At 71.4% G+C, this 25,778-nt stretch carries 23 protein-coding genes; 12 read left to right on the forward strand and 11 right to left on the reverse strand.

Features of this window, described 5'->3' with window-relative positions; translation table 11 throughout:
- Positions 1-69: 69 nt before the first annotated feature.
- Complete coding sequence (locus O1Q96_RS19510; protein WP_269249416.1) at positions 70-1,104, reverse strand: alpha/beta hydrolase family protein; 1,035 nt, start codon at positions 1,102-1,104, stop codon at positions 70-72.
- Between the two features lie 416 nt (positions 1,105-1,520).
- Between O1Q96_RS19510 and O1Q96_RS19515 the strand changes: the two genes are divergently transcribed.
- The 4 genes from O1Q96_RS19515 (at position 1,521) to O1Q96_RS19530 (ending at position 5,210) form a co-directional block, all read left to right on the forward strand.
- Positions 1,521-2,525, forward strand: a complete 1,005-nt coding sequence (locus tag O1Q96_RS19515; protein WP_269249417.1) for a winged helix-turn-helix domain-containing protein — start codon at positions 1,521-1,523, stop codon at positions 2,523-2,525.
- A gap of 117 nt (positions 2,526-2,642) precedes the next feature.
- Entirely contained in the window at positions 2,643-3,458 is an 816-nt protein-coding gene (locus O1Q96_RS19520) for an SAM-dependent methyltransferase (protein WP_269249418.1), read from the forward strand.
- A gap of 150 nt (positions 3,459-3,608) precedes the next feature.
- Positions 3,609-4,142: a GNAT family N-acetyltransferase gene (locus O1Q96_RS19525; RefSeq protein WP_269249419.1), complete on the forward strand. Its 534-nt coding sequence runs from the start codon at positions 3,609-3,611 to the stop codon at positions 4,140-4,142.
- 417 nt (positions 4,143-4,559) lie between these two features.
- Positions 4,560-5,210 carry a DUF4360 domain-containing protein gene (locus O1Q96_RS19530; protein WP_269249420.1) on the forward strand — a complete coding sequence of 217 codons (651 nt, stop codon included), beginning with the start codon at positions 4,560-4,562 and terminating at the stop codon, positions 5,208-5,210.
- A 484-nt stretch (positions 5,211-5,694) separates the two neighbouring features.
- On the opposite strand, the gene O1Q96_RS19535 is transcribed toward O1Q96_RS19530, so the two are convergent.
- On the reverse strand, positions 5,695-6,216 hold the full coding sequence (locus O1Q96_RS19535; protein WP_269249421.1) for a bifunctional DNA primase/polymerase: 522 nt from the start codon (positions 6,214-6,216) through the stop codon (positions 5,695-5,697).
- A gap of 199 nt (positions 6,217-6,415) precedes the next feature.
- On the opposite strand from O1Q96_RS19535, the gene O1Q96_RS19540 reads away from it, so the two are divergent.
- On the forward strand, positions 6,416-6,604 hold the full coding sequence (locus tag O1Q96_RS19540; RefSeq protein WP_269249422.1) for a hypothetical protein: 189 nt from the start codon (positions 6,416-6,418) through the stop codon (positions 6,602-6,604).
- A 57-nt stretch (positions 6,605-6,661) separates the two neighbouring features.
- Here the strand turns inward: O1Q96_RS19540 and O1Q96_RS44480 are convergent, their stop codons facing one another.
- The 3 genes from O1Q96_RS44480 to O1Q96_RS19555 are packed head-to-tail and all read right to left on the reverse strand — an operon-like array spanning position 6,662 to position 9,290.
- The gene (locus O1Q96_RS44480) at positions 6,662-7,057 is read right to left on the reverse strand and encodes a hypothetical protein (protein WP_419586919.1); all 396 of its coding nucleotides are present in this window, start codon (positions 7,055-7,057) and stop codon (positions 6,662-6,664) included.
- A complete protein-coding gene (locus tag O1Q96_RS19550; RefSeq protein WP_269249423.1) occupies positions 7,054-7,731 on the reverse strand; it encodes a sigma-70 family RNA polymerase sigma factor in 678 nt (225 codons plus the stop codon). Before O1Q96_RS19550 ends, O1Q96_RS44480 begins: the two co-directional genes overlap by 4 nt.
- On the reverse strand, positions 7,728-9,290 hold the full coding sequence (locus O1Q96_RS19555; protein ID WP_269249424.1) for a sodium:solute symporter family protein: 1,563 nt from the start codon (positions 9,288-9,290) through the stop codon (positions 7,728-7,730). Before O1Q96_RS19555 ends, O1Q96_RS19550 begins: the two co-directional genes overlap by 4 nt.
- 168 nt (positions 9,291-9,458) lie before the next feature.
- On the opposite strand from O1Q96_RS19555, the gene O1Q96_RS19560 reads away from it, so the two are divergent.
- The 3 genes from O1Q96_RS19560 to O1Q96_RS19570 all read left to right on the forward strand — a co-directional run bounded on the left by O1Q96_RS19560 (position 9,459) and on the right by O1Q96_RS19570 (position 12,173).
- Positions 9,459-9,680 (forward strand): DUF3311 domain-containing protein, encoded by a 222-nt coding sequence (locus O1Q96_RS19560; protein WP_269249425.1) that lies wholly within the window; start codon positions 9,459-9,461, stop codon positions 9,678-9,680.
- Positions 9,681-9,810: 130 nt separating this feature from the next.
- On the forward strand, positions 9,811-11,988 hold the full coding sequence (locus O1Q96_RS19565; protein ID WP_269249426.1) for a carbon starvation CstA family protein: 2,178 nt from the start codon (positions 9,811-9,813) through the stop codon (positions 11,986-11,988).
- A complete protein-coding gene (locus tag O1Q96_RS19570) occupies positions 11,985-12,173 on the forward strand; it encodes a YbdD/YjiX family protein (RefSeq protein WP_269249427.1) in 189 nt (62 codons plus the stop codon). The genes O1Q96_RS19565 and O1Q96_RS19570 overlap by 4 nt, the downstream gene beginning before the upstream one ends.
- A gap of 135 nt (positions 12,174-12,308) precedes the next feature.
- On the opposite strand, the gene O1Q96_RS19575 is transcribed toward O1Q96_RS19570, so the two are convergent.
- The 6 genes from O1Q96_RS19575 to O1Q96_RS19600 all read right to left on the reverse strand — a co-directional run bounded on the left by O1Q96_RS19575 (position 12,309) and on the right by O1Q96_RS19600 (position 19,932).
- Complete coding sequence (locus tag O1Q96_RS19575) at positions 12,309-13,604, reverse strand: alpha-glucoside ABC transporter substrate-binding protein (RefSeq protein ID WP_269249428.1); 1,296 nt, start codon at positions 13,602-13,604, stop codon at positions 12,309-12,311.
- Positions 13,605-13,612: 8 nt separating this feature from the next.
- The gene (locus tag O1Q96_RS19580) at positions 13,613-14,839 is read right to left on the reverse strand and encodes a hypothetical protein (protein WP_269249429.1); all 1,227 of its coding nucleotides are present in this window, start codon (positions 14,837-14,839) and stop codon (positions 13,613-13,615) included.
- Positions 14,836-17,142: a serine/threonine protein kinase gene (locus O1Q96_RS19585; protein WP_269249430.1), complete on the reverse strand. Its 2,307-nt coding sequence runs from the start codon at positions 17,140-17,142 to the stop codon at positions 14,836-14,838. The genes O1Q96_RS19580 and O1Q96_RS19585 overlap by 4 nt, the downstream gene beginning before the upstream one ends.
- A 277-nt stretch (positions 17,143-17,419) precedes the next feature.
- Positions 17,420-17,782, reverse strand: coding sequence for a cupin domain-containing protein (locus O1Q96_RS19590; protein WP_269249431.1), 363 nt, complete (start codon positions 17,780-17,782; stop codon positions 17,420-17,422).
- Between the two features lie 151 nt (positions 17,783-17,933).
- Complete coding sequence (locus tag O1Q96_RS19595; RefSeq protein ID WP_269249432.1) at positions 17,934-19,433, reverse strand: metallophosphoesterase family protein; 1,500 nt, start codon at positions 19,431-19,433, stop codon at positions 17,934-17,936.
- Positions 19,434-19,512: 79 nt separating this feature from the next.
- Positions 19,513-19,932: a RidA family protein gene (locus O1Q96_RS19600; RefSeq protein ID WP_269249433.1), complete on the reverse strand. Its 420-nt coding sequence runs from the start codon at positions 19,930-19,932 to the stop codon at positions 19,513-19,515.
- A 324-nt stretch (positions 19,933-20,256) separates the two neighbouring features.
- Here O1Q96_RS19600 and O1Q96_RS19605 point away from each other — a divergent pair, with 324 nt between their 5' ends.
- From O1Q96_RS19605 to O1Q96_RS19620, 4 genes are read left to right on the forward strand one after another with little or no spacing between them, the layout of a single operon-like run.
- Positions 20,257-20,739, forward strand: a complete 483-nt coding sequence (locus tag O1Q96_RS19605) for a cupin domain-containing protein (protein ID WP_269249434.1) — start codon at positions 20,257-20,259, stop codon at positions 20,737-20,739.
- Positions 20,736-21,662, forward strand: coding sequence for an acyl-CoA thioesterase (locus O1Q96_RS19610; RefSeq protein WP_269249435.1), 927 nt, complete (start codon positions 20,736-20,738; stop codon positions 21,660-21,662). Before O1Q96_RS19605 ends, O1Q96_RS19610 begins: the two co-directional genes overlap by 4 nt.
- Before the next feature lie 43 nt (positions 21,663-21,705).
- Positions 21,706-23,376 (forward strand): AMP-binding protein, encoded by a 1,671-nt coding sequence (locus O1Q96_RS19615; protein ID WP_269249436.1) that lies wholly within the window; start codon positions 21,706-21,708, stop codon positions 23,374-23,376.
- 10 nt (positions 23,377-23,386) lie between these two features.
- Positions 23,387-25,768, forward strand: a complete 2,382-nt coding sequence (locus O1Q96_RS19620; RefSeq protein WP_269249437.1) for a bifunctional salicylyl-CoA 5-hydroxylase/oxidoreductase — start codon at positions 23,387-23,389, stop codon at positions 25,766-25,768.
- Positions 25,769-25,778 lie beyond the last annotated feature (10 nt).

The raw sequence follows: 25,778 nt of genomic DNA on the forward strand, positions 1-25,778 counted from the left end.
TGTGGGCGAAGGCGGGCCGGGATGCCCCCGAGGAGGCACCGGCCGGGCCCGGGTGGATCGGTGCAGGGTTCAGCGCAGATGCTTCTCGAAGAAGGCCGTCGTCCTGTCCATCGAGGCCGGCCACCGCGGGCCGAACGTGTGCCCCTCGCCGCTCCACTTCACCAGCTCGACGTCCTTGCCCGCCGCCTCGAACGCGGCCGCGGTCTGCTCCGACCAGGCCAGGGGGCAGGTCTCGTCGGCGGTGCCGTGGTGGATCAGCAGCGGCTCGCTCGCCCGGTCCACGTAGGTGACGGCGGCGGCTTCCCGCCAGAACTTCGGGTTCTTTTCGGGGGAGCCGTGCGTGGCGTCGATCCTCGAGGCGATCGGGTCGCCCTCACCGCGCTGGAAGTGGTCGATGTTCTCGTCCGGCCGCGAGCTCACCGGAGCGAAGACCACCGCGGCGTCGACCAGGCCGGGTGCCACGACCAGGGTGTTGTACACGACGCTGCCGCCCATCGACCGCCCGAGCAGGCCGATCCGGTCACCGTCGATCTCAGGGCGCCCCGACCCGCGCAGCGCGAGGACGGCACCGATGGTGTCCTCGGTGTAGCCGAGGCGAAGGTTCACGTCGTTGTCGGGATCCTTGTCGGAGCCCGCGTGGTTGCGGTAGTCGGTGTGCAGGACCACGTAGCCGTCGCGGGCCAGCAGATCCTGTTCGCGTGCCAGCCCGCGGCCCGTGGTGTAGACGGCCGGGTCGATGTAGCCGTGTGCCAGCACCAGGGCGGGGAAAGGGCCCTTGCCCTCGGGAACGTTCATGATCCCCGAGATGGTGAGCCCGTTGGCCTCGTACGTCACGGCGTACCGGGTGTAGGCGTTCGTGCGGGCGAGTACGTCGCCGAGTCTGAGGTCCGAGCCGCGATGGTCGCGCTCGATGAGGCCCGGGATCGACACCGGGTTCGCCGGCGCCGGCGCAGAGGTGGGAGGCGGAGGGCTGCTGGGTGTTCCGCTCGCACTGCGGGCCGGGGAGGGCGAATCCGCGCGCTCGGCGTCACCGCCCCCGGTGCAGCCGATCGCGGCCACCAGCACCAGTCCGGCGGCGGCACAGGCCGTGCTCCGCAACCGCATGGGTCCAGTATCCCCCGGTTCGGCGGGTCGGCGGGAGTCCGGGACGAACGGAAAGGGCCGGATCCGAAGCGGATACGCGGCGGCCGTCGCGCTGTTCCTTCCCTGCCGGGCATTTCGCTCAGGTGAGGCGTTAACCGAACGCGGCAGGCATTTCACTGCTTTCGCTCCGGTATATGAATTCCGGTGTGCCGAAGGAACCATGTCTGTTCCCGCACCGTCTTTCGGCCTGAACCGAAACGCCGAGCTGCGAGGGCGGGGGTGCCGTCGAGGTCTCGGGTTCATGGCGCGATCGTGCGATCCTGTGGGAAGGGCCATATGACTCGGGGGGCTTGTCTGTGCTCTACATTCATTTCTCTGCGGCGGATCTGAGCCGTGTTCGCATTGCCACGGAGCCGGATCCGGCGTGGGAAATCCTTTTGAGCCTGCATGCACTCGGGGGCTCGGCGGATCACGTGGTCTTCGGCCCGTGGAGGTCCGAGGCACTGACCGGCCTCGACGCCTCGACACGCATGCTGCTCGAACTGGCGCCACCGCGCGGGTATTCGCCCGACTTCCTCACTCCGGCCGGTGTCACCGGCGTGGACTCCATCGTCGACGCCGTGCTGAGCACGGGCCGTGGGCGACTGCGCGCCGACCTCGCGCAGCTCGCCGCCCGGCGCCGGACACCTTCCTGGACGCGTCTGATGGCGGAGGGCGACCTCGAGACGATGCGGCGGCTCGGCGTCGCGCTGAACCGCTACCACGCGCGCGTGCTCGCCCGTCGGTGGGATCGCATCCGCGCGATCACCGAGGCCGAACGCACCCTGCGGGTACGCGACTTCCTGCACGGCGGCGTCGAGCGGTTGCTCGGCAGCCTCCACCCGTTGGTGCGCTGGGAGCCTCCGGTGCTGGAGGTGGACTATCCGATTCACCAGGAGCTCCACCTCAGGGGCAGGGGACTGCTGTTGATCCCCTCGTACTTCTGCTGGCGTCGGCCGATCACGTTGCTCGACGACGAGTTGACGCCGGTCCTCGTGTATCCGGCCAACCGTGGCCTGCACCTGCTCACCCGGCCCGCACGGCCGGGGCGGTCGGCGATGGCCCGGCTGCTGGGGCGCACCCGTGCCGCCGTCCTGGAGGAGATCGCCCTGACCGGGGGCACGACAGGGGGAGGCATCGCGCGACGCCTGGGCATGTCGGCGGCTTCGGCGAGCGAGCACGCGACCGTTCTGCGGACCACCGGCCTGATAGACACGCACCGCGTCGCCAACACCGTGCGGCACACGCTGACTCCGCTCGGCCGGGCGCTGCTGGAGGGACACCAGACGACCGAAGACCTGCCGTCCCCTGCGGAGCTGCACGACCCGGCCGCGTCGGGCGCGGGGGGCAGCCCCGGGAGCCTGCGCATGGAGGACGGAAGCGTCATGGAGCCGGTGCACTGAGCGACGGGAACCGTTCGCGCCGTGCCCGGATCTCGCCGCTGTCGCGACGGTCGTTGCCCCTCGCGGCACTAGGTTGTGTGCCACGGCCAACGACGGTTCCCCTCAAGGAGGTTGCCGGTGACGCAGGACTCGTCCGCCCCCAGCAAGGCGGCGTTCGCGAAGATCGACTCGACGGTGCCGCACTCGGCCCGGATCTGGAACTACTGGCTCGGCGGCAAGGACAACTACCCCGTCGACCACGAGGCGGGTGACGCGTTCCGCGAGGTCTTCTCCGGCATCACCGATCTCGCCCGTGACTCGCGGGCCTTCCTCGGGCGCGCCGTACGCCACCTGGCCGGCGAGGCCGGGATCCGTCAGTTCCTCGACATCGGCACCGGTCTGCCGACCGTCGACAACACGCATGAGATCGCCCAGGGGGTGGCACCCGAGGCGCGCATCGTCTACGTGGACAACGACCCCCTGGTGCTGGCCCATGCCCGGGTGCTGCTGACCAGCACCCCCGAGGGGGCGACGGCCTACGTCGACGCGGATCTGCACGATCCCGGCACCGTGCTGCGCGAGGCGTCGCGGACGCTGGACCTCACGCGGCCGGTCGCGCTCACCCTGATGCAGGTCAGCGGACACATAGCCGACTACGACGAAGCGCGACGCATCGTGGACGCGCTGATGGCGGCGCTTCCCTCCGGCAGCTACCTGGCGTTCAACGACAGCGTGGACACCAACAAGGCCAACGTCGAGGCGACCCGTCTCTACAACGAGAGCGGCGCGGCCCCGTACCACCTGCGGAGCCCCCAGCAACTGGCCGGCTTCTTCGACGGTCTGGAGCTGCTGGATCCGGGTGTCGTCCCCCTCACCGACTGGCGGCCCGACCCCGCGACCGCCGGTGCCGCCGGCGAAGTGATCGCCCTGTGCGGTGTCGCGCGCAAACCGTGAACGGGCGGCGGCCGTGACCCCGTGAAACCAGTGTCGGGCCGCGCGGTGCTAGGCGGCCACGCGCCGGGCGGGGCGGGACCGCGGACGACGGACGCGCGCCCCGGCTCCGTCGATTTCGCACTCACGCCCGCGTATCGACAGGATGGGGTCATGACCGACATCCGTACCCCCCGCCTGCTGCTGCGTCGCTGGCACGACGACGACCTCCTTCCCCTCTCCGAGATCCAGTCCGACCCGGTGGTGATGCAGTGGATCGGCGACGGCCGCCCGCGTTCCCTGGACGAGACCGCGCAGGACATCGAGGAGTGGGAGGAGGAGTGGGACGAGGAGGGCTTCGGGCTCTTCGCCGTCGAACTCCTGGGTTCCGGAGAGCTGGCCGGAGCGGTCGGTCTGTACGTCGCGGACTCTCCCGCCGAGATCGCGGACCGGATCGCGATCAGCTGGCGGCTCGCGCGGGTCCTGTGGGGGCAGGGGTACGCGTCGGAGGCCGCTCACGCCGCGCTCGAATTCGCTGTCCAGGACCGGGGTATCGACCGGGTCGTCGCCGCGTCCAGGCCGGGCGACAGCGCCTCCGCCAACGTGCTGGACAAGCTCGGCATGCAGGCGGAGAGCACCGTGCAGGACCCGGTTCACGGGCACGACCTGAGGCTGTACGCCATCGACCTGACGGAGTTCCAGGGCTGACCCCCGCAACGGCGGCCGCGCGGAGGCGGGCGAGTGGAACCCCTGCCGGAGAGGCGCCCGGAAAGCCGGGCCCAGGTCGACACGTGCGTTGAGCTGGGCCGACAGGCCGAGGCGCAGGCGGTGTGGCGAGGGGCGCCGGGGGCGGGGCCGGAAGTGGCCGACGGAATGGCCGGAGTTCTATCTGGCCGGTCCGGTTCAGGCTACGTACGATGCGATCGCTCCCGGCCTTCACAGCTCCTTCACAGGGCCGGGTCGCTGTGCGCATGTAGTTGACATGTGCATGACTTTTCGTTCGCTGTCTGATCCAACGCACCTGGTCCGCGACGGCCCTTCGTGTACGCGAAGAGCCGCACCCCCCTCTTCACGGCGGGTCACGTCCCCGCCGCCGGAACACCGACGCAACGGATTGGAACACCCATGGCTGGTGGGCTGCTTCTGAGTGGCGCGATCGCCGCTCTGTTCGCCACGGCACTCCCCGCGCACGACCCGTCGACCGGGATCGTCGACCCGCCCCCGGACAAGATCGTCATCAAGGTCGCCACGGTGAACGGCTCCGGCTGCCCCCAGGGCACCGCCGCCGTCGCCGTGTCCCCGGACAACACGGCCTTCACGGTGACCTACAGCGACTACCTCGCCCAGGTCGGAGGCAACTCGGATCCCACCGCGTTCCGCAAGAACTGCCAGCTCAACCTGATCGTCGCCGTGCCGGGGGGCTTCACGTACGCCATCGCCCGCGCGGACTACCGCGGCTTCGCCTCGCTCCAGGGGGGCGCCACCGCCACGGAGAAGGCCTCGTACTACTTCCAGGGATCGTCGAACACGGCCTCCATCACGCACCCCTTCAGGGGCCCCTACGACGACAACTGGCAGGCCACGGACACGACGGAATGGGCCCAACTGGTCTGGGCGCCCTGCGGTGTCCAGCGGAACTTCAACATCAACACCGAACTGCGCGTCAACGCGGGCACGTCGACTCCCGGCAGCACCAGCTTCATGACCATGGACTCGACCGACGGTGACATCAGCACCATCTACCATCTGGCCTGGAAGGAGTGCCCCAGCTCCTGACCCGTGTCCGGTCCCCCTGGCCGGCTCCTCCGCACCGGGAGCCGGCCAGGGGAAGGCGCGCCCGAGGCAGCGGTCCCGCCGTGTTCCGGCGGCGGGACACATCGTTTCGTCCGATGAGCACACGGCCCCGAACGAGGGGCGTGTGCTCGCTCTTTCCGGTGCCCTGGCGGACGAGGGCGTACCACCGGCGCACGAGCCCCGTTGCACGGACATGGACAGCACATTCGCCACAACGGGACCCTTCCTGGGTCGCGCGGGCCGCTCTCAGCCGTCCGTGGAACTCGCAGGCACCCCATGGACGGATCCACCGATCTACGCCGCGCTGGTCGCCGACTGGCGCGCGCGTGGACGCATGGTCCCCGGGCGGCCCGAGGCGCAGTGGCCGGCGCGCTCCGCCCTGCGCCCGGCGCAGCCGGGAAGGCGACGAAGGGGCGGTCCGGGGCCGGGTGGAACCCAGGGATCGTGACCGGCCGGTGACGGGATGTCAGCCGAGGTGTCCGGGGCGTGAGCCGGAGCGCGTCGCACGGCCGCCGGAACGCGCGGGCTCGCCGTTCACCAGGTCGGCGAGCATTCCGACGGCCTGGTGGAGCGCCACTTCGAGGGCCGTCGGCAGATGCAGGGTGCCGTGGCCGTCCGGCGGGATCAGCCAGCGCAGGGTCCCACTCGTCCGGCGGGGCGAGGGCGCGGCGATCCAGGCCCCCTTCCCCGAGTAGTGGATGTCCTGCCCCACCCAGTAGCTCTCCGGGTCCGGGGGAAGGAAGAAGCCCACGCGGTGGGCACCGAAGTCGGCGAGTGTGGGACCGGGCATCGGCAGCGGGAGGCGCAGAAGGGCGTCGAGGGCGAGAAGGCCGATCTCCTCCGGCACGCTCAGGACGTCCCAGAACCGCCCGGCCGGCAGCAGGACGGCGCCGCTCGGCCCGTGCTCCCACTCGCGCTTGCAGGCCCGGGGGTCCACCGCGGCGGCTGCGAGCCACTCCACGGCCTGGTGCTGGGAAGCGCTTCTCATGTCACTCCTCTTCGACCGGTGTCCGGTGCGAGCGGACAGTGCTTCCCCCCTGTACGGGCACGGCCCGGGCCTGAGCGAAGTTCCCGAGGCGATGCCCAGAGTCATATTCGTAGATATATCTATCCCATGGAAGGGGTGGCGCGCCGTGGCGTTTGTCCGTAGAACACCCGGACTTGGGACGGCTGTGCGATCCGTGTGCGTGGGAGGAGGCATCGCCGCGAACGCCGCGGTCGCGGCACGGGCCCTGCTCGTCCACATCTGCCGCCGCGCGACGCGTCGGCGCCCGCGACTCCCGTGCCGGGACCCGCTGGCACCCCTGGTGAAGACCGCACGGAGCCTGAACTACGGCGGCGGTGAGTTCCTCGGCCCGGACGACCGCGACAGATGAAGGGCCGTCCTGCGCGACCGCCCACACACCGTCGCTCACCGGCCCCGGAGCGGGCGGTCACCCCGAGGTGTCCACCGGGAGGCCGTGAGCGGACGCATGCCCGGTGCCCGAGAAGATCACCCCGGGACCGGAGGGGGCCTGGTTGAGGACCCACAGCCCGATCAGCGTGGCGAGGGTGAAGACGACCGCGATCAGGATCGCGAGCACGAGCCGGCGGCGACGCTCACGGCGCACCCAGTCGCCACGGGCGGTGCGGTAGGCGTCGGGGGCGGCACGCACCCCGCAGGCCAGCAGCTCCAGGGCCGCGCGCAACTCCTGTTCCGTCCGGTCCCGGTCCGCGTGCGGCTGTTGCTCGGCCTCGGTCTCCGCGGGCGTCCGGCCCGTCGCGTGCCGGCGCGACGGCTCCTCCTCCGTGGGCTGGTTCCCGGTCCGGTCCGGGGAGGTGTCGTTCATCGCCGGGCCTCCATGGCCTGGGTCAGGGCGGCGATGCCGCGCGCGGTGTGGGTCTTGACCGATCCGCCGGAGATTCCCATCGCGGCGGCTATCTCGCTCTCCTTCAGACCGAGCCAGTGGCGCAGGACGAGTGCTTCGCGCTGCCGTGCGGGCAGTTGCTGCAGTGCGTCGATCAGCACCCGCTGGTCGTCATGGAGCAGAGCGGTGCTCTCGGCGGAGGCCACGACGTCGGTCGGCGGCTTCTCGACATGCTTGCGCGCCACCTGGAGGTGACGTATCCGCATCCGGGTCAGATTGCACACCGTGGAGCGCAGGTACGCCTCCGCGGCCCCGGCGTCCCGCAGCCGGCGCCACTTCCGGTAGATCTGGTAGTACGCCTCGGCGACCACGTTCTCCGGGTCGTCCGCGCCGAGCAGCACGGCCAGCCGCAGCATCGAGGAGTAGTGCACCTCGAAGAGCTGGGCCAGGGCGGCCTCCCGTTCGGCGTCGACCGGATCACCGGCCGCAGGGGTGAGCGCCGCACCCTCCGGCGCCCCGGCCCCGGCCTGTCCTTCGAGGGTGACGGGGTCCGCCACCGCCGGCCGGACCGTCCCCGGCCGCGGAACGCGCGCCTCGGGGACGGCGGGCGAGGCGGCCTGCGCCATCGTCGCGCGGGTGTGCTGTCTGCGTCTCACGGCTGGGGAGCTCCCGTCTCGGGCCGGCGTCTGACGGTCAGGCGTGGCGGCAGGCCGGTGGCGTCGGCCCCGCGCGGCACGCGGAGCCGCTCCAGGACCAAGGTGGCGACCAGTGCAACGGCGAGATTGAGCACCAGGGCGACGATGCCGGCGTAGATCTCCAGAGGCCGGCCGCCCGAACCCAGGTTCACGATGGACGAGAAGCCTCCGCGCACCACCAGGAACGTGCCGGCCGCCATCCCCACGGCCCAGCCGGCCAGCAGCGCCCGCGGATGCAGCCGGCTCGTGAACAGCCCCACGGCGACGGCGGGAAAGATCTGCAGGATCCACACCCCGCCGAGCAGCTGAAGGTTGATCGCGTCCTGGTCACGCAGCCCGAACACGAACGCGACGGCCCCCACCTTCGCGGTCAGTGACACCGCTTTGGCGATGCGCACCTGCCGCTTGGGCGTGGCGGTCGGCTGCACGTACTCGACGTACACGTTGCGTACGAAGCAGGTGGCGGCCGCGATCGACATGACGGCGGCCGGAACCAGCGCCCCGACCGTGATGGCCCCGAACACCAGCCCGGCCAGCGGTCCCGGCATCAACCGGTCCACCAGCATCGGCACGGCCGCCTCGGCGCCCCCGGCCGGGGCCCGCACCCCCGCGGCGAGGGCCGCGACACCGAGGAACCCGAACAGGGCGAGCAGGCCCGTCCAGGCGGGCAGCGCCACGGAGACCTTCCGCAGGGTGCGCGGGCCGTCGGCGGCGAAACCGGCGGTGAGCACGTGCGGGTACATGAGCAGGGCGAGCGCGGATCCCAGGGCGAGCGTGGCGTACGCGGGCTGCTGCTCGGGGGAGAGGAGCAGCGCCGAGTCGGCGACCGAGGTCCCGCCGAGCCGGTGCGCCGCGCCGCGGAAGACCGCGCCCGGTCCGCCGAGCCGCGCGAGGACCAGCCAGCACACCGCGGTGAGCGAGACGAAGACGGCCACCGCCTTGAGCGCGGAGATGACCGTGGGCGCGCGCAGCCCGTGCCGGTAGGTCGCCACCGCGAGACCCGCGAAGAGCGCCACCATGACCAGGTCGCCGCTCGCTCCCCGCGGGTAGACACCCCCGGCGGTGAGCACCGCGCGGATACCCAGCAGCTGAAGAGCCAGATAGGGCATCGTCGCGAGGATCCCGGTGAGCGCGACGACCAGGGCGAGCGGCGGCGAACCGTACCGTCCGCGGACGAAGTCGCCCGCGGTCACATAGCCGTGCCGGCGGGCCACCGACCACAGTCGTGCCAGCAGGACGAAGGCGAGCGGGCACACGATCACCGTGTAGGGGACCGCGAAGAAGGCGGGCGCGCCGTTCCCATAGGCCAGCCCGGGGACGGCCGTGAAGGTGTAGGCGGTGAAGATCGTGCCGCCCAGCAACAGCCAGGTCCACACCGGGCCCAGGCTCCGGTCGGCCAGCGCCCAGCCCTCCAGGGACGGCAGCCGGTCGGTGGGGCGCAGACGGCGCGCGGTCACGGCGAGGAGCGACGCTCCGCCCGTCACGGCGAGAAACGTCGCCGTCATGGCGCCATCCGCCATGGCTCACCGCCCTTGGTGTTCCTGTGCCTTCACCCGTTGGTTGCGCACGTGGCCGGATCGGAGGACGCACGACCGGCGGGAAATCTTCTGGAAATTCGCTGTCAACCACTTCCGGCGGGTGGGCAACTCTTGCACAGGCCGACAGTGAACGGGAGAGGAGCGCAGGTCATGACACCCATGGGTCATCACCGGCTACGGCGCGTCGCGACCGCCGTGCTGCTCCTCGCGCCCGCCGCGGGACTGCTGTGGGTCCCCTGGTACGCCGGTGAGAGCCCACGGCTCGCCGGGACACCGTTCTTCTACTGGTACCAGCTCGCCTGGGTTCCCGGATGCGGCCTGTGTCTGCTGGGCGCCTACGCCCTGACCAGGCAGGGCCGTCACGACCCCTGACCCGTACACCTGCCGGGTCCCTGACCCGTACACCGTTCGTCCGTAAGCCCGAACCGGCCGTGGCGCGTCCCTGACGCCCACGGGTCCGCAGTCGCACCACCCCACGTCACCGTCGAGGTGAGGAGCCGCCATGCCCACGTCCGTCATGCCCGAATCCGGTTCTCCGGCGCCAGGAGGGCGCCAGGACCCGCCCGCCGCACGCTCCCGTACGACACCAAGGACGATGCTGCTGTGGACCGCGGTGGCCCTGGTCGGCGCGATCGGCTGGGGCGTCCTCGCGCTGGCCCGGGGCGAGGAGATCTCCGCGGTCTGGCTGGTGGTCGCCGCGCTCGGCTCGTACGCCATCGCCTACCGCTTCTACTCCCGCTTCCTCGTGCGGCGCGTCCTGAAGCCCGACGACCGGCGGGCCACCCCCGCCGAACGCCTGGAGGACGGCGTCGACTTCCAGCCGACCGACCGCCGGGTACTGCTCGGCCACCACTTCGCGGCGATCGCCGGCGCCGGACCGCTGGTGGGGCCGGTGCTCGCCGCCCAGATGGGATACCTGCCGGGCACCCTGTGGATCGTCGCCGGCGTGATCTTCGCCGGGGCCGTGCAGGACATGATCGTGCTGTTCCTGTCCATGCGACGGGACGGGAAGTCGCTCGGGCAGATGGCCCGCGAGGAGATCGGCAGGGCGGGCGGGGCCGCGGCCCTGATCGCCGTCTTCGCGATCATGATCATCCTGCTCGGGGTGCTGGCCCTGGTCGTGGTCAACGCGCTCGCCCACTCGCCGTGGGGCACCTTCTCCGTCGCCATGACGGTTCCGATCGCCCTGTTCATGGGCTTCTGGCTGCACCGCATCCGGCCGGGCCGGGTCGTCGAGACCAGCCTCATCGGTGTGGCGCTGCTGCTGCTCGCCATCGTCGGCGGCAGCTGGGTCCAGGAGTCGTCGCTGGCCGACACCTTCACGCTCAGCCCGACGACGCTCGTGTTCTGCCTGATCGGATACGGCTTCGTCGCCTCGGTGCTGCCCGTGTGGATGCTGCTCGCGCCCCGCGACTACCTGTCCACCTTCATGAAGATCGGCACCATCGCACTGCTCGCGGTCGGGGTCGTGGTGGCCGCACCCGTGCTGCGCGCCGACGCGGTCAGCGACTTCGCCTCCTCCGGCGCCGGCCCGGTCTTCGCCGGGTCGCTGTTCCCGTTCCTGTTCATCACGATCGCCTGCGGGGCGCTCTCCGGATTCCACGCCCTGGTCGCCTCGGGCACCACCCCGAAGCTGATCGAGAAGGAGTCCCAGGTCCGCATGATCGGCTACGGCGCCATGCTCATGGAGTCGTTCGTCGCGATCATGGCGCTCATCGCCGCGGCCACCCTCGAACCCGGCCTGTACTACGCGATGAACGCGCCCGCCGGACTCCTCGGCACGACCGCCGAGTCCGCCTCGCAGGCGGTGGCGGGCCTCGGCTTCACCATCACCCCGGACCAGCTGACCCAGGCGGCCGAGGCGGTGGAGGAACAGACCCTGATCGCCCGCTCGGGCGGGGCACCGACCCTCGCCGTAGGTATGTCGGAGATCTTCTCCGGGGTCTTCGGCGGCACCGCCATGAAGGCCTTCTGGTACCACTTCGCGATCATGTTCGAGGCCCTGTTCATTCTGACCACGGTCGACGCGGGCACCCGCGTCGGACGGTTCATGCTCCAGGACATGCTCGGCAACGTCTGGAAGCCGATCGGCCGGGTCAACTGGAAGCCCGGGATCTGGCTGTGCAGCGCACTCGTCGTCGCGGCCTGGGGCTACTTCCTGCACAGCGGTGCCACCGACCCGCTCGGCGGGATCAACCAGCTCTTCCCCCTCTTCGGCATCGCCAACCAGCTGCTCGCCGCCATCGCCCTCACCGTCTGCACCACGGTCCTCGTCAAGTCGGGGCGGCTGCGCTGGGCGTGGGTCACCGGGATCCCGCTGGCCTGGGTGGTCGCGATCACCTTCACGGCGGGCTGGCAGAAGATCTTCTCCGACGACCCCCGGGTCGGCTTCTTCGCCCAGCGCGCGCGATACGCCGACGGCATCGACGCGGGTCAGGTCCTGCCGCCCGCCAAGACCCTCGACGACATGCACACCGTGGTCACCAACTCCACGGTCGACGGCGTCCTGATCGCCCTGTTCCTGCTCCTGGTCGCCGTGGTGATCGTCAACGCGGCCGTCGTGTGCGTGCGCGCGGTGCGGTCCCCGGTTCCACTGCCGACCACCGAGGCGCCGTATGTGGAGTCCCGTATCGGCGTGCCGAAGGAGTCGGCCGAGCCGATGGCGGAGGCCCGCACATGAGCCCGCGGCGGTGGGCGCGTGCCGTGCACTGGTATCTGCGCGAACTGACGGGAGAGGCGCAGTACGACCGCTACCGCGAGCGCCATCTGCACGACCACCCCTTGGCGCCGGTGCCGTCGCGACGCGCGTACGAGGCGCTGCGCACCCGGCACCGTGAGGAACATCCCCAGAGCCGCTGCTGCTGACGAGGCGTCGCGGGGGGGGAGTTCCCGAGACGGGGCCTGCGGAGCGCGGGCGTCAGCGGCCCGGGGCCGTGCACCACGCGGCCCGGGTCGTCCGGTGCCGAGGACCGGGCCGTCCGCCGTCGCGGGCGGCGCCGGTCATCCGCCGGGGCTGTCGCAGATGTCCTCGGGCGGCCGGAACGAGCGGGAGTCGCCCGACTTCTCGTCGGTCTGGGCCCGCACGATGTCCAACTGCTGGAGCAGCGAGTCGAGATGCTCTTTCGAGGGATCGCGGAAGAACTCGAGCACCGCCCGGTGGAAGGCGTCCCGAAGCTCGGGCGGCATCACGTCCGAGGCGTCGAAACACAGGATGTGGGCACGTGAGTTGAGCAGGTCGTCGATCTCCTGCTCGATGGGGTTCACGGGCTCCGCGGGCGACAGCCCCGTCGTGTTCGGGAACAGCGGACGCCCCGCCGGGTCCGCCTCGGCCCGCCAGAGCTCCCGCCCGGCCGTGCTCGACAGCCGCTCCACCAGCTCCTGGGCCGCCGGGTCGTCGCTGAAGACGGCGGCCATGTCACCGGAGACCTCGAACGCGTCGCGGTACTCGGCCCGCCCGCCCAGGAACCGCGCCGACGGCTCCACACGGATGTCGTCGCCCGCGTACACGTACCGGATGAAGGCGCTCTGGTGCTCGTGCGTGCACTCGAAGCCGGGGGAGTCCAGCAGACCGCGGGGCCCGGCCGGTCCGGACGTGCCCTCGTACGACGTGGTCAGGGACCGCTCGACGGACGCCCCGCGGTCGGCGAGCAGTCCCGCCCACGTCGTCCAGGCCCGTACGACGTCCGGGTCGCGCCAGCTGAGCTTGCTCGTGGCCCAGTCCGCGTAGCGGTCGGGACCCACCTGGTGGAGCAGGATGTCCTCGATCCAGTCCGTGCCGGGCCAGCCCGAGGTGGCCTGCGAGGCGAGTCCCACGCACCACGTGGGATCGTCGCTCGGCGTGCCCTCCTTGCTCCACACCAGGCTCTTCAGGTCGACCTTCAGCGGCACCCAGTAGGTGCGGCGTTTGCCGTCCACCAGCATGCTCGGCGCCCACGGCTGATACGCGCGTTCGCCGGTCACCTGGGCGAGCGGTCTCAGCTTGTCGCGGCGGGCGTACTCGGTGAGTTCGCCGATGCTGTTGAGGACCGCCACATCCGGCGGTGCGTCGGCCTCCAGCTGTGAGACGAGGGTCTCGCGCAGCGAGCGGGTGCCCTCGTAGGTGTACGTCCTGCCGGTCCCGTCGTCCAGCCGCTGGAGCGCGTCTTCGAAAGCCTCGCCCTCCTTGCCGGTCCACGGGCCGAGGACGACGAGGGGTTTGGGGCTGTCCGATGTGCAGCCGGGGACCAGGGCGAGCAGGCAGGAGGCGAGCAGGACGCGCAGGAGACGCGTCATGAAACGGGTTGGGAGAGGGGACATGAGACGAGTCATGAGACGGCTCCCGGGCGGGCGACCACGAGGTACTCGCGGCGGTACGCGTGCAGGGCGCCGCCGACCAGGCCTGCGCCGACCAGCCCCGCCGGGAGGACGAAGGGGGCTGCCCCGTCCAGGAAGGCGAGCCGCCCCTCGGACAGCACCTCGTCGATCCGGGACTCCAGCACCTCGATGACCTCCGGGTCGGGGCCGTCGAAAGGGTGCTCCTCGGCGATCGTCTCGGTCTCCGGCGAGGTCCGTTCGGCGAGCAGTCCGGCCAGCGGGACGGTCTCTGCCTGGGCGTGCTGGGCGAGCAGCGCGTCGATCGTCAGGAGCGGCACGGCGAGCAGCGGCAGAGCGGCGGCAGCCAGCGGAATGCTGAGCCGGATCCGGAAGCGGCGGCGCAGGAAGGACACCGTGCGCCACAGACCCACGGCGAGCAGCACGAAGGCGATCCCGGCGACCGCCGCGGCGGCGAGCACGCCTTCGCCCCAGGCCGCCCGGTCCGCGAGCCGCTCGCGCAACTGCCGCTCCAGTGCCGCGACGCGGTCGACGATCGAGGTCGCGCCCGACCCGGTCGTCGGCGGACACGGCGGATAGCGGTCCTGCCGGTCCGCGGCGGCGACCGGCTCCGAACAGAGCATGCTGCGCGCGTAGGTGAGCTCGGCGTCCCGCAGCACGGCGTCGTTCGCGTGTCCCTGGGCCCGGCCGATCCACCCGGTGTAGTCCACGACCAGCGCGGACACCACGCGCAGTTCCTGTTCCTCGGCCACGGTCAGTGCTCCGCTGCGCGTGACCTGGTTCAGGCTCTGTGTCGCCCGCGCCACCCGTGTGCGGTACCGCTCGCTGAGCCCGCCGAGCTCGCTCGCCCCTGCCGTGTCGAGGTTCTTCTGGGCCTCTCCCTGCGCGATGAACAGCGATGCCTTGACGTGCGCGAGGCCGACCAGCGCGGGTGTCAGACGATCGCGCAGGTACTCCGAGTCGTCCCGCACATCCGCGTACGCCCAGCCGAGCGAACCGAACGCCACCACGGCGAGCAGCGGCAGCGCGACGAGCCGGTCCCGCAGGTACGCGCGGTTGCGACGGCCCGTCGTCGAAGGCCAGGCGTAGCGCCAGAGCCGGCGGGCGAGTTCGGCCACGACGACCACCGCGCCCCGCGCCACGCGGCGCGGACGTGTGAGCGGCGGGGCTTCGGCATCCGAGCCCCGGGCCGCGCGCCCGCGCCACGCCGTTCCGGTCACTCGCTGACCGTCCCGGAGCTGTTCCCCTGCGTCGGCGTATGGGCGATCGTCCGCAGCCAGGTGGTGACTCTCCTTCCGAGCCACGGGCTGTCCCGGTGGTGGCGGAAGGACGGGGGGCGGACCTCGTAGGCCCTGTCGAGCAGGGTTTCGGCGACGGCTCTGTCCTCGGCGGTGGCGGAACGGGCGGCCTGGTGCGCGAGGGTGAGGTAGAGGCGTGAGAGTTCTCTGCGCAGTCCCGGTTCGTCGGGCGGGAGGCCGAGACGGGCGTCGGCGGTCGCGGCGAGCGCCGTCAGGCCCGCGGCGCCCACGGCCCCTCGGGCGAGCGCGCCCCGTACCGCTTCCCACACCTCCGCGGTCATCCGGACCCGGGCCTGTTCGTCCGTCAGCCCGTGGGCGTGGAACAGCCGCGCCAGCCGCGCCAGCACCTCGCGGAGCCGCTCGGCCACCTCGTCCGTACGCTCCGCGGTACGCACGTGCTCGACGCCGACGCGTACGGCGGCCGTCCGCGCGGCGGTCCGGTGTCGTGAGTGCTGCGGTACCGCGTCCAGGGCTCGTACGGCGTCGTCCCACACCCGCTCCCCGCCCAGCGCGAGGCGCGCCCGCGCCGCGCCGAACGCCGCGCTGCCGAGGGACGGGTTGCGCAGCCGCACCGCCTCGTAGAACGTCAGCGCCTCCTGCCAGCGGCCGAGGCGCTCGGCGCAGTAGCCGAGTGCCAGCTTCGGGGCGTACTCGCCCGGGATCGCGGCGAACACCTGGTCGAAGTGCTGCCGTGCCGCGTCGGCCTGGTCCCGGCCGAGCGCGAGGAGCCCGCGGTGCCAGTCGAGCCGCCAGTCGTAGGGGGCGTGTTCGGCGCCGATCAGGGTCTCGGCGGAGCGCAGTTCACGCTCGGCGGCCTCGGTCCCGCCGCCTGCGCTGCGCAGCCGCAGCCGGCAGCGCAGCAGATGCACCTCCGGTGAGTCCCGCCAGTCCCCGGTGTGCTGCAGCAGCGCCTCGGGAGCGGCGTCGGCGAGCCTGCTCAGTTCGGCGTGATGGTGGTCGAACGGGTCGGGCCGCGGCACGGGCAGCCGTTGGGCGACCTCGGCGGGTGACGGGGGTGCGTACGGGGCCGGGGCGTCCGGGGCGGCCCACCGGGTGAGAGGCGGCGCGGAGCCGAGGGCCGCGTCGAGCGCGTACGGCGACTGGAAGAAGAGCGGCGACGGTTCGAAGGTCTCTACTCCGGTGCGCAGCGACCGTAACTCCCTGAAAACTCCCCGCAGTTGCTCCTCCATCTCCCGTGCGGTGGCGAATCGCTCGGCCCGTGCGCACCGGGTGGCGCGGTGCAGTACCCGGGCGAGTGAGACCAGGCCGAGTCCGTGGGGAGCGGGGGCCGTCATCGAGTGGGGCCCCGGAGCTCTGAGTGTTCCGGTCACGGTGGGGGCTTCGGGCCGGCTGATCATGTCCAGGCGGCCCAGTTCCGCCAGATCGTCGGGCGAGTGTCCCAGCCCGCTCAGCCGCCGCAGTGTCTCGCCGAGGCTGAACAGGTCGTCCTGGCCGGTGGATTCGCCGTTCGGCCCGACGGTCGGGGCGCGGAACGCCTCCGTGGTGTGGCCGGGCAGGCCGGCGGAGCGGACGCTCCCCACGTCGATGATCTTCGTGGTGGTGCCGTCGTGCATGACGTTGTCGGGTTTGAGGTCGCCGTAGACCTTGCGGGGACGGTCGGCGTGCAGATGCCCGAGCGCGGCGAGGATCCGCACCCCGTAGGCGAGTACGAACTCGTGGAAGCGGCCGCCGCCGAACTCGGCCGGGTTCACCTGGACCCGTGCCCGTACCTCCTCCAGGGTGAGGCCGTCCACGTACTGCAGGACGAGGAAGTCGCCGACGTCGGGATGGTGCCCGTAGTTGAAGACGCGGATGATGTCGTCGTGGCTGAGGTCGACCAGCGCGCGCCGCTCCTGGGCCAGCGCCCCGGCCGAGACCGCCGCCTGCTGGGGGTGGAGGATCTTGATCGCGACCTCGCGGTCGTCGACCTTGGTGTCGAGTGCGAGGTAGACCTCGCCCATACCGCCGTAGCCCAGGGGCCGGATCAACCGGTACTGGCCCGCGAGCAGCTGTCCTGAGGGCAGAGGCAGCCGGTCGGGGTCACGGCCGCGGGACGCGGTCGGCTCCAGCAGGGTGATCGACGGCAGCAGCACCGGGTCTGGGCTCTCCTCGGGCAGCTCCACGTGGGCGGCCCGCAGGATCGGCGACGCGACGACGAGTGGACCGAACGACCCACTGGACTCCGGCAGTTCACCGGTCGACCCTCTGCCCGCTGCCCCCTCCATGCGACCCCAGAATAGACGCGGAGGCCGGGAATGACCCCGTGCCGAGGGGGAGATGCTGTGTCGGAGTTGCCCGCCGTGGCCGTGGACCGTGCCGGCTCGGGGTCCTTGGGGCGTGGTGTGCGGTGAGCCACCACGCCCCGGGCACGGGAGGCGGCGGTGTCTCACCGCAGGTCGAAGGGGCCGCAGCCGCGCCCCTGGGCCGGCGGCATGCCGGGGATCCACGGGGTGGCCGATCAGGGGAGCCGCCCCGTGGGGTCTGCGCGGTGGCCGACCGGAGTCAGTCCTTGGCCTTCGCGTAGTCCTGTGCCATGCCTCCGGCGAAGTCGTACACCAGCGCGGGCTCGTCCCCCACGACCCAGGCGTCGTGGCCGGGCGGGCAGACGAATACGTCGCCGGGCCCCACTTCGCTCTCGGCGCCGTCGTCCATCCGGATCCGCATGCGGCCCTGGACGACGTAACCGTTGTGATGGACCTGGCAGCTCTCGGTCCCCGCGATCGGAGCGACGGACTCCGACCAGCGCCAGCCCGGCTCGAACGTGGCCACGGCGAAGTCGAGCCCGGAGAGGTGGACGGCTTCGAGGTGCCCGCGGGGGAAGTCCCGCCGTTCGTCCGGCTTCTCGACCGCCTTGATCTCGATCATTGACGATCGCCTCCTGTCTGGCCTTGTCCAGCAGCCTCGGGGCTTGGTCGTTGCTCGTGTGACATCCACGGCCGAGCAGGTGGCCGGAGCCCCCTCACCTCCATCGTCTGCCCGCAAGCCGGGCTCCGCCATTCGGGGGTTCGCCGCCGGATCAGGTCAGGGGGATGGACACCTCGTCCTCGACGGGCGGGTCGAGTTCCTGCGGGCGGTTCCCCGTCGCCGAGAAGCAGCGCAGCCGGACGGTGTCCGGCGAGACGTCCAGGCGCAGGAAGCACTTGAAGAACGGCGGACTGTACGTCGCCGAACCCGGTGAGAAGAGCTGCGTGTAGGCCTTGCGCACCGGAAGGCGCAGGCGTGACGTGCGGTCGGGGCGGCCTCCGGCACCCAGCAGGCTCGCGACGACGCGGGTGCGCAGGGTGATGCGGGCGGGCCGCTCCTGGACGCGGGTCGCGGGAATGCCGAGACGCTTCGCGACGACGGCGGTCGCCTCGGCCTCGGTGAGGGTGAAGAAGCGCCGCATGTGCAGCCGGTTTCCGTAGAGCCTGCTGTAGAAGGCCAGCGAGTCGCCGCGCAGCGGATAGCAGCGGAAGTCGCCTTCGGATACACCGGCGACGGAGACCCGCGGCATGGTGTGGGTGGCGTGCATGAAGGCTCCGCCGCCGCCGGCGACCACGTACTGGATCGTGCGGCCGTCCACCTCCACCGGGTAGCGCTGGTAGTTGTGGATGTCGCCGCCTATCGCGGCCACGTAGTGATGGGCCGGATCGCGCACGATGTCGTCGACGGTTCCGCCGCCCTCGATGGGGCCCGGGTGGTGCTCGGCATCCACGTACAGGGGGGAGCCGGTGATCAGGATCTTGGGGATGTCCCCCTTGGACACCTCGCGCAGCCAGCGGCCCTGTTCGGCGTCCACGGTGCCCGTCAGGCCGGTGTCGATGCCCACGATCCGTACCGGTCCCGCGTCGATGGCCCAGTAGGGGCCCGGCTGGACGGTCCGCTGAGCGGGAGCCGAGCGCAACTTCCGGGCCTCGGCCAGGCGTTGCTCGTCGTGCCTGCGCGGTTTGTGCCACAGCAGCGACCGCCACCAGGCGGGTGTCAGCCGCCGGGGCGCGGCCGGTTCCGCGAGGGGAGGGGCGTCGCAGAACACGCGCATGAAACCGTCGAGGTCCTCGTACCAGTCGTGGTTGCCGGGGATCGCGTAGATCGGCGCCTGGTAGTCCTTGTACGGGCGGAAGAACTTCGTGCCGTAGTCGTCGGTGCTGCCGACCGGATAGACCACGTCACTGGCGAGCACGGCGAACTCCGTGTCCCGGCCGACCTTCAGGAAGCCCGGCACGACGGCGTACTGAGGGTCGTCGCCCTCGCCGGTGTCCCCGATGACCATGAAGGAGAAGTGGTCCGGAGCGCTGTGCCTGACCACCTTGTCGGCCGGTGCCCCGGCCGCGGTCCGCTGCTCCACCCAGCGGCCGCGGGTGTGGCCCGTCGGGTCCCCGAACAGTGAGGCCAGCACGCCGTTCCGGGCCGGCCACAGCGTCCTTGGGTTGAGCCACGACAGCTTCTCGCCCCGGTTCGGCATCAGGCGTAGGTAGTCGCCGCGTTCCGTGGTGCCCCATCCGGCGCCCGCCGCTGTGTCGCGTGAAGAGTCAGACATCGGTGAACGGTAACAACGATCTCCCGAGAAGCGAGAGTTGAGGCGGCCGGGCCGCTGGTCCGGCCGCCGGCCTGACTTCTCAACTCTGCGGCCGGACCAGCCGTTCCTCGGGGATCACGGCCACACCGAGGATCTCGATCATCGCCTCGGGCTGCCACAGAGCGGTGCAGCCGATGCCCGCCATCGCCGGATAGACGGGTCCGGCGAGCTCGCGCCACACGGCGCCGATCTCCTTGCCGTGGGCCTGGTAGTCGGGGATGTCGGTGAGGTACAGCGTCACGCTGACCAGGTCTTCGGGCGTGCCGCCCACCTCGCGGAGTGTCGTCAGGACGTTGCCGAACGCCTGGCGGAACTGCTCGACGATGCCCCCCTGCACGATCTTCATGTCGGCGTCGAGCGCGGTCTGCCCGCCGAGGTGGAGCGTGTTTCCCGCGAGCGTTCCGTGCGAGTAGCCGCGGGGTGTCGGCAGCGTGCCCGGGTTCACTGCGATGGGCGTCACGAGGCCTCCAGTCGGGTGGACGCGGCCCGGCCCGACGAGTCGTCCGGTCCGTTGTATTGACAATAAATGACGGTCGTGAAAAAAACGAGATACAACGTCAACTCCACAGTCGCAGACCAGCTCTCCCGACCGTCACGTCGCCGTCCGTCGGGGAACCTGCCCGGGGGAGCCTCCGGGGCACAGTCCCGCCGTGACGGATCCGTCCCGCCCTGCCGGGCGCGACGCCGTCGGCAGAGCAGCGATCACCGGACCGGGGCGCCCCTGCCCGACCGGGTACGACACGTCTCCTCCTGAGCCGCCACGACCGGAACGGAGCCCGCCCCCATGGAGCCCGACCTCAGCAAGTACCGACTGGAGGGCGACGCCTCGATGTACCGGCTGCCCAGTGGGATCGTCGCTCCCGTGGTGACGCGCGCCGGATCGGAGAGCGCGAACACCGCCGACTCCGGCGGGGCCGTTCGCGTCTCGGGCGTCAGCATCCAGCACACGCCCGCCACGAAGCTGTGGTTCGGCAAGGTCAGCAACGAACCCGGCTACCGCTCGGTCACCCACCACCACGGCGAGGCCGAGACCGGGGGCTACGTCCTGTCCGGGCGGGCACGCATCTACTTCGGCGAGAAGTTCGAGGACTACGTCGACATGTCGGAGGGCGACTGGGTCTTCGTCCCGCCCTTCATGCCGCACATCGAGTGCAATCTCTCCCGGACCGCACCGCTGACGTGGATGACCACCCGCACACCGGAGAACATCGTCGTCAACCTGGCCGACGTCAGCGACGCCGACCTGCGCGACTGGCTCGACCGGTGACGCCACAGCCCGGCCCGACGCCGGCCGGGACGCCTGCGACCTCCGCGTTCTTCACCGACGCCGTCACACTGGCCCCCGCCCCGCCGGAGCACTTCGACCTCGCCTTCACCGCCGTCACCCAGCCCTGCCCGTGGCCCAAGGCGTACGGCGGCGACCTGGTCGCCCAGGCAGCCGCGGCGGCGATGCGATCGGTGACCGGCCCCAAGACCCTGCACTCGATGCACAGCTATTTCCTGCGCCCCGCCGACATCGGCGCCCAGGTGCACTACGAGGTGGAGGTGCTGCGCGACGGCCGCGGCTACAGCACCCGGCAGGTACGCGGTTACCAGAACGGCAAACCGCTGTACGTCTGTCTGGCCAACTTCGCTGCGGGGGAACCCGGCGGGTCCTTCCACGCCGAGTTCACCGACGTCGTACCCGACCCCGAGGAACTGCACAGTTCACGGGCGTATCTCGCGGAGCGCGACGGCGGTTCGATGACCGAGGAGTCGAAGGCCTACTGGTCCGCCGGCCGCAGCTTCGACATGCGCCATGTGCCCGGCCCGGTCTACCTCACCGTCGAGGGCAAACAGCTGCCGCAGCAGGCGGTCTGGGTGAAGCCGTTCGACGCGCTCCGGCCCGTCGAAGGGCTCACCGACGCCCAGCGGGACCTGGCCGCACTGGCGTACGTCTGTGACTACACGATCCTCGAACCCGTCCTGCGCGTACTCGGCCTGGCCTGGGCCGATCCCGGCCTCGTCACCGCCAGCCTCGACCACGCCATGTGGTTCCACCGCCCGGGACCGGTCGACGACTGGCTCCTCTACGTCCAGGAAGCGGTCGCCGCCGACGCGGGCCGCGGCCTGGGCACCGGCCGCTTCTTCACCCGCGACCACCGTCACCTGGCCACCGCCGTCCAGGAGGGAATGATCCGCCCCGCCTGACTCCGCCGCCCGACACCGGCGGGCTCCCGGAAGGACTCCTCCGTTGACTCTTCCGCCTTCCCTCTCGTCCTCGGCGTACCTGGACACTTTCGCCCGCGACCACCTGCCTCCCCCGCACCTGTGGCCGACGATCGAGTTCACCACGCCCGACCTGCACCACCCGGAGCGGCTCAACGCCGCGACCGAACTCATCGACCGGCCCACGTCGGCGTTCGGCGCAGACCGTCCGGCGCTGCGCACGCCTGCGGGGGAGACCTGGACCTACGGAGAGCTGAGGAAGCGGGCCAACCAGGTCGCCCAGGTACTGACCGAGGACCTCGGGCTGGTCCCGGGACAGCGGGTCATGCTCCGCTCACCCAACAACCCCTGGACCGTGGCGAGCTGGCTCGGTGTGCTGAAGGCCGGGGGAGTGGTGGTCACCCTCATGGCCGCGCTCCGCGCCCGCGAGATCGCGCCGGTCGCCGAGCGGACCGGGCCCGCCCTCGCACTGGTCGACCACCGGTGCGCCGAGGACGTCCACGCCGTCCGTGACACCGTGCTGCCCTCCCTGAGAGTCGTCGAGTTCGGCGGCGCCGGCCCGGACGATCTCGTGGCCCGCGCCACGGCCAAGTCGGGCGAGTTCACCGCCGTGGACACCTCGGCCGACGACGTGGCGCTCCTCGCGCCGACGTCCGGCAGTACCGGCGCACCCAAGATCACCATGCACTTCCACCGGGACATCCTGTCCATCGACGACACCTTCGGCCGCCACGTGCTGCGTCTGCTCCCGGACGACCTGGTCGCCTGCAGCGCCCCCTTCGCCTTCACCTTCGGCCTCGGCATGCTCGTCGTCTTCCCGCTGCGGGCCGGCGCCTGCGCACTGCTGACCGAGGCGGCGACCCCGCTGGGGATGGCGGAACTCGTCGAGCGGCAGGGCGTCACCGTGCTCGCGACGGCGCCCACGGCCTACAAGGCGATCCTGCGAGAGGGACGCGAACAGCAGCTCGCCGGACTGCGGGCCGGTGTCTCGGCCGGCGAACACATACCCGTCGGCACCTGGGAACAGCTGCGGGACAGGACCGGGCTGCGCGTCATCGACGGCATCGGCGCCACCGAACTCCTGCACATTTTCCTCTCCGCGGCCGGCGACGACATCCGGCCCGGCGCCACCGGCAAGCCCGTGCCGGGCTTCCGCGCCACGGTCCTCGGCCCCGACGGCACGGAACTGGGCCCCGGCGAGCCGGGCAGGCTGGGCGTCATCGGCCCGGTCGGCTGCCGCTACCTCGACGACGAACGCCAGAAGGACTACGTCGTGGACGGCTGGAACGTCACCGGCGACATCTTCCACCGCGACGAGGACGGCTACTTCCACTACCACGCCCGCGGCGACAACATGATCGTCTCGTCCGGCTACAACATCGGCGGACCCGAGGTCGAGGCGGCCATCGACACCCACCCCGACGTCCTGGAGTGCGCCGTCGTCGGACGGGCCGACGCCGAACGCGGCGAAGTCGTCTGCGCGTTCGTCGTGCTGCGGGACGGCGCGAGCGGCGACGCCGCCAAGGCCAAGGAGATCCAGGACCACGTCAAGCAGGTCATCGCGCCCTACAAGTACCCACGCGACGTGCGCTTCCGCGAGAGCCTGCCGCGCAACGCCAGCGGCAAACTGCAGCGTTTCGCACTCCGCGCGGCCGTCGAGGACGAGCAGGCCACCACGGCCGCCGTCGAGCACTGAGAGGAACCCCGTGAAGATCGCGATCGTTGGCGGTGGCCCCGGCGGCCTCTACTTCGCTGCTCTCATGAAACAGCTCGACCCGGCCCACGAGATCACCGTGTGGGAGCGCAACGCCCCGGACGACACGTTCGGCTTCGGCGTGGTCTTCTCCGACGAGACACTCGGCGGCATCGAGAACGCGGACCGCGACTTCGCCGACGCCATGGCACGCCGCTTCGCCCGCTGGACCGACATCGACATCCACTACCGCGGCCGGACCCACACCGTGGGCGGTCAGGGCTTCGCCGCGATGAGCCGCCCGGAGCTGCTCCGGCTGCTGCAGCGCCGCTGCCGAGACCTCGGGGTGCTCGTCCGCTTCTCCACGCCCGCCCCCGACACCGGGAACCTGCGCGCCGCGTACGACCTCGTGGTGGGGGCGGACGGAGTCAACTCGCAGGTGCGGGCAGCGCACGCGGACATCTTCCGCCCCGTGCTGGACCAACGGCGCAACAAGTACATGTGGCTGGGCACCGACCGGGTCTTCGAGGCGTTCCAGTTCTTCGTGAAGCAGACGGAATGGGGGACCATGCAGGTACATGGCTACCCCTACTCCGAGACGGGCTCCACCTTTATCGTCGAGATGCACGAGGACGTCTGGCACCGGGCGGGCTTCGACGCCACCGAGGGGACCGCATTCCCGCCGGGAGCCTCCGACGAGCAGGCCGTCGAGCGGGTCCGCGGGCTCTTCGCCGAGGAACTCGCGGGTCACCGGGTGTTCGCCAACAACTCCAAGTGGCTCGGCTTCACCACCGTACGCAGCGAGCGGTGGCACCACGGCAACCTCGTCCTCGTCGGTGACGCCGCGCACACCGCGCACTTCTCGATCGGGTCGGGCACCAAACTGGCGATGGAGGACTCCCTCGCCCTCGCGGCATGTCTGCACGAACACCCGGACACCGAGGCCGCGTTGAGAGCGTACGAGGCCGAGAGGCGCCCCGTCGTCGAGTCCACGCAGCGGGCCGCGCAGGCCTCGCTCGAATGGTTCGAGAACATCGGCATGTACGCCCACCAGGAGCCGACCCAGTTCTGCTTCAACCTGCTCACCCGGTCACGCCGCATCACGTACGACAACCTCCGCACCCGCGACCAGGAGTTCGCCGACCGGGTCGACGCGGCCTTCGCGGCCTCCCAGGGACTGTCCGGTGTCGCGCCGGCGATGTTCCAGCCCTTCCGGCTGGGGGAGTTGCAGCTGAAGAACCGGGTGATCGTGTCCCCGATGGACATGTACTCCGCGGTGGACGGCGTACCCGGCGACTTCCACCTCGTCCACCTCGGCTCGAAGGCGATGGGCGGCGCCGGACTCGTGATGACGGAGATGGTCTGCGTCTCGCCCGAGGGCCGCATCACGCCCGGCTGCACCGGTCTGTGGACCGACGAGCAGCGCGACTCCTGGGCCAGGATCGTGGCCTTCGTCCACGACCGCAGCACCGCCCGGATCGGTCTCCAGCTCGGCCACTCCGGCCGCAAGGGATCCACGCGCCTCATGTGGGAAGGCATGGACGACCCGCTGCCGGACGGGAACTGGAACACCGTCGGCCCGTCGCCACTGCCCTACGGTCCCGGATCGGCCGTCCCCCGCGAGATGGACCGCGCCGACCTGGACGCGGTCGTCGCCGACTTCGTCGCCGCCGCGCACCGAGGCGCCGAGGCGGGCTTCGACCTGCTCGAACTCCACTGCGGACACGGCTACCTGCTGTCGTCGTTCCTCTCACCGGTGACGAACCACCGCACGGACGAGTACGGCGGCACGCTGCGCGACCGGCTCCGGTTCCCGCTGGAGGTCTTCGACGCCGTGCGGGCCGCCTGGCCGGCCGGGCGGCCGATGATCGTGCGGATCTCCGCGACCGACTGGGTTGCGGACGGCAACACCGAGCACGACGCCGTGGAGATCGCCCGCGCCTTCATCGCCCACGGGGCGGACGCGATCGACGTCTCCTCCGGACAGGTCACCAAGGACGAGCGGCCTGCGTTCGGCCGTTCGTACCAGACGCCCTTCGCGGACCGGATCCGCCACGAGGTCGCCGCGGCCACCGGCGCGGCGGTCATCGCGGTCGGAGCCATCGCGTCGTACGACGACGTGAACTCGATCCTGCTGGCGGGCCGGGCCGACCTGTGCGCCCTCGGCCGCACCCACCTCTACGACCCGCACTGGACCCTGCACGCGGCGGCCGAGCAGGAGTACGCCGACGCCGCCGCCCAGTGGCCGCTCCCGTACCGGGCCGGGGCCCGCAAGCCGCCGAGCGCACGCACCGACGCCGTCCGCCCGCGGCTCTCCCTGCTGCGGGCCGAGGAACCCGGCCAGGCCGTCCACCTGCGCTGGATCCCGCCCCGGGAACCGGCCACGGTTCCTTGAACGAGCCCCG

It is taken from the genome of Streptomyces aurantiacus (assembly GCF_027107535.1).
GTDB lineage: Bacteria > Actinomycetota > Actinomycetes > Streptomycetales > Streptomycetaceae > Streptomyces.

Bases quoted from the DNA above. Each gene is read 5' to 3' on its own strand.
- O1Q96_RS19510 (WP_269249416.1), bottom strand. From the start codon at position 1,104: ATGCGGTTGCGGAGCACGGCCTGTGCCGCCGCCGGACTGGTGCTGGTG.
- O1Q96_RS19525 (WP_269249419.1), top strand. From the start codon at position 3,609: ATGACCGACATCCGTACCCCCCGCCTGCTGCTGCGTCGCTGGCACGAC.
- O1Q96_RS19530 (WP_269249420.1), top strand. From the start codon at position 4,560: ATGGCTGGTGGGCTGCTTCTGAGTGGCGCGATCGCCGCTCTGTTCGCC.
- O1Q96_RS19535 (WP_269249421.1), bottom strand. From the start codon at position 6,216: ATGAGAAGCGCTTCCCAGCACCAGGCCGTGGAGTGGCTCGCAGCCGCC.
- O1Q96_RS44480 (WP_419586919.1), bottom strand. From the start codon at position 7,057: ATGAACGACACCTCCCCGGACCGGACCGGGAACCAGCCCACGGAGGAG.
- O1Q96_RS19555 (WP_269249424.1), bottom strand. From the start codon at position 9,290: ATGGCGGATGGCGCCATGACGGCGACGTTTCTCGCCGTGACGGGCGGA.
- O1Q96_RS19560 (WP_269249425.1), top strand. From the start codon at position 9,459: ATGACACCCATGGGTCATCACCGGCTACGGCGCGTCGCGACCGCCGTG.
- O1Q96_RS19565 (WP_269249426.1), top strand. From the start codon at position 9,811: ATGCCCACGTCCGTCATGCCCGAATCCGGTTCTCCGGCGCCAGGAGGG.
- O1Q96_RS19570 (WP_269249427.1), top strand. From the start codon at position 11,985: ATGAGCCCGCGGCGGTGGGCGCGTGCCGTGCACTGGTATCTGCGCGAA.
- O1Q96_RS19575 (WP_269249428.1), bottom strand. From the start codon at position 13,604: ATGTCCCCTCTCCCAACCCGTTTCATGACGCGTCTCCTGCGCGTCCTG.
- O1Q96_RS19585 (WP_269249430.1), bottom strand. From the start codon at position 17,142: ATGGAGGGGGCAGCGGGCAGAGGGTCGACCGGTGAACTGCCGGAGTCC.
- O1Q96_RS19590 (WP_269249431.1), bottom strand. From the start codon at position 17,782: ATGATCGAGATCAAGGCGGTCGAGAAGCCGGACGAACGGCGGGACTTC.
- O1Q96_RS19595 (WP_269249432.1), bottom strand. From the start codon at position 19,433: ATGTCTGACTCTTCACGCGACACAGCGGCGGGCGCCGGATGGGGCACC.
- O1Q96_RS19605 (WP_269249434.1), top strand. From the start codon at position 20,257: ATGGAGCCCGACCTCAGCAAGTACCGACTGGAGGGCGACGCCTCGATG.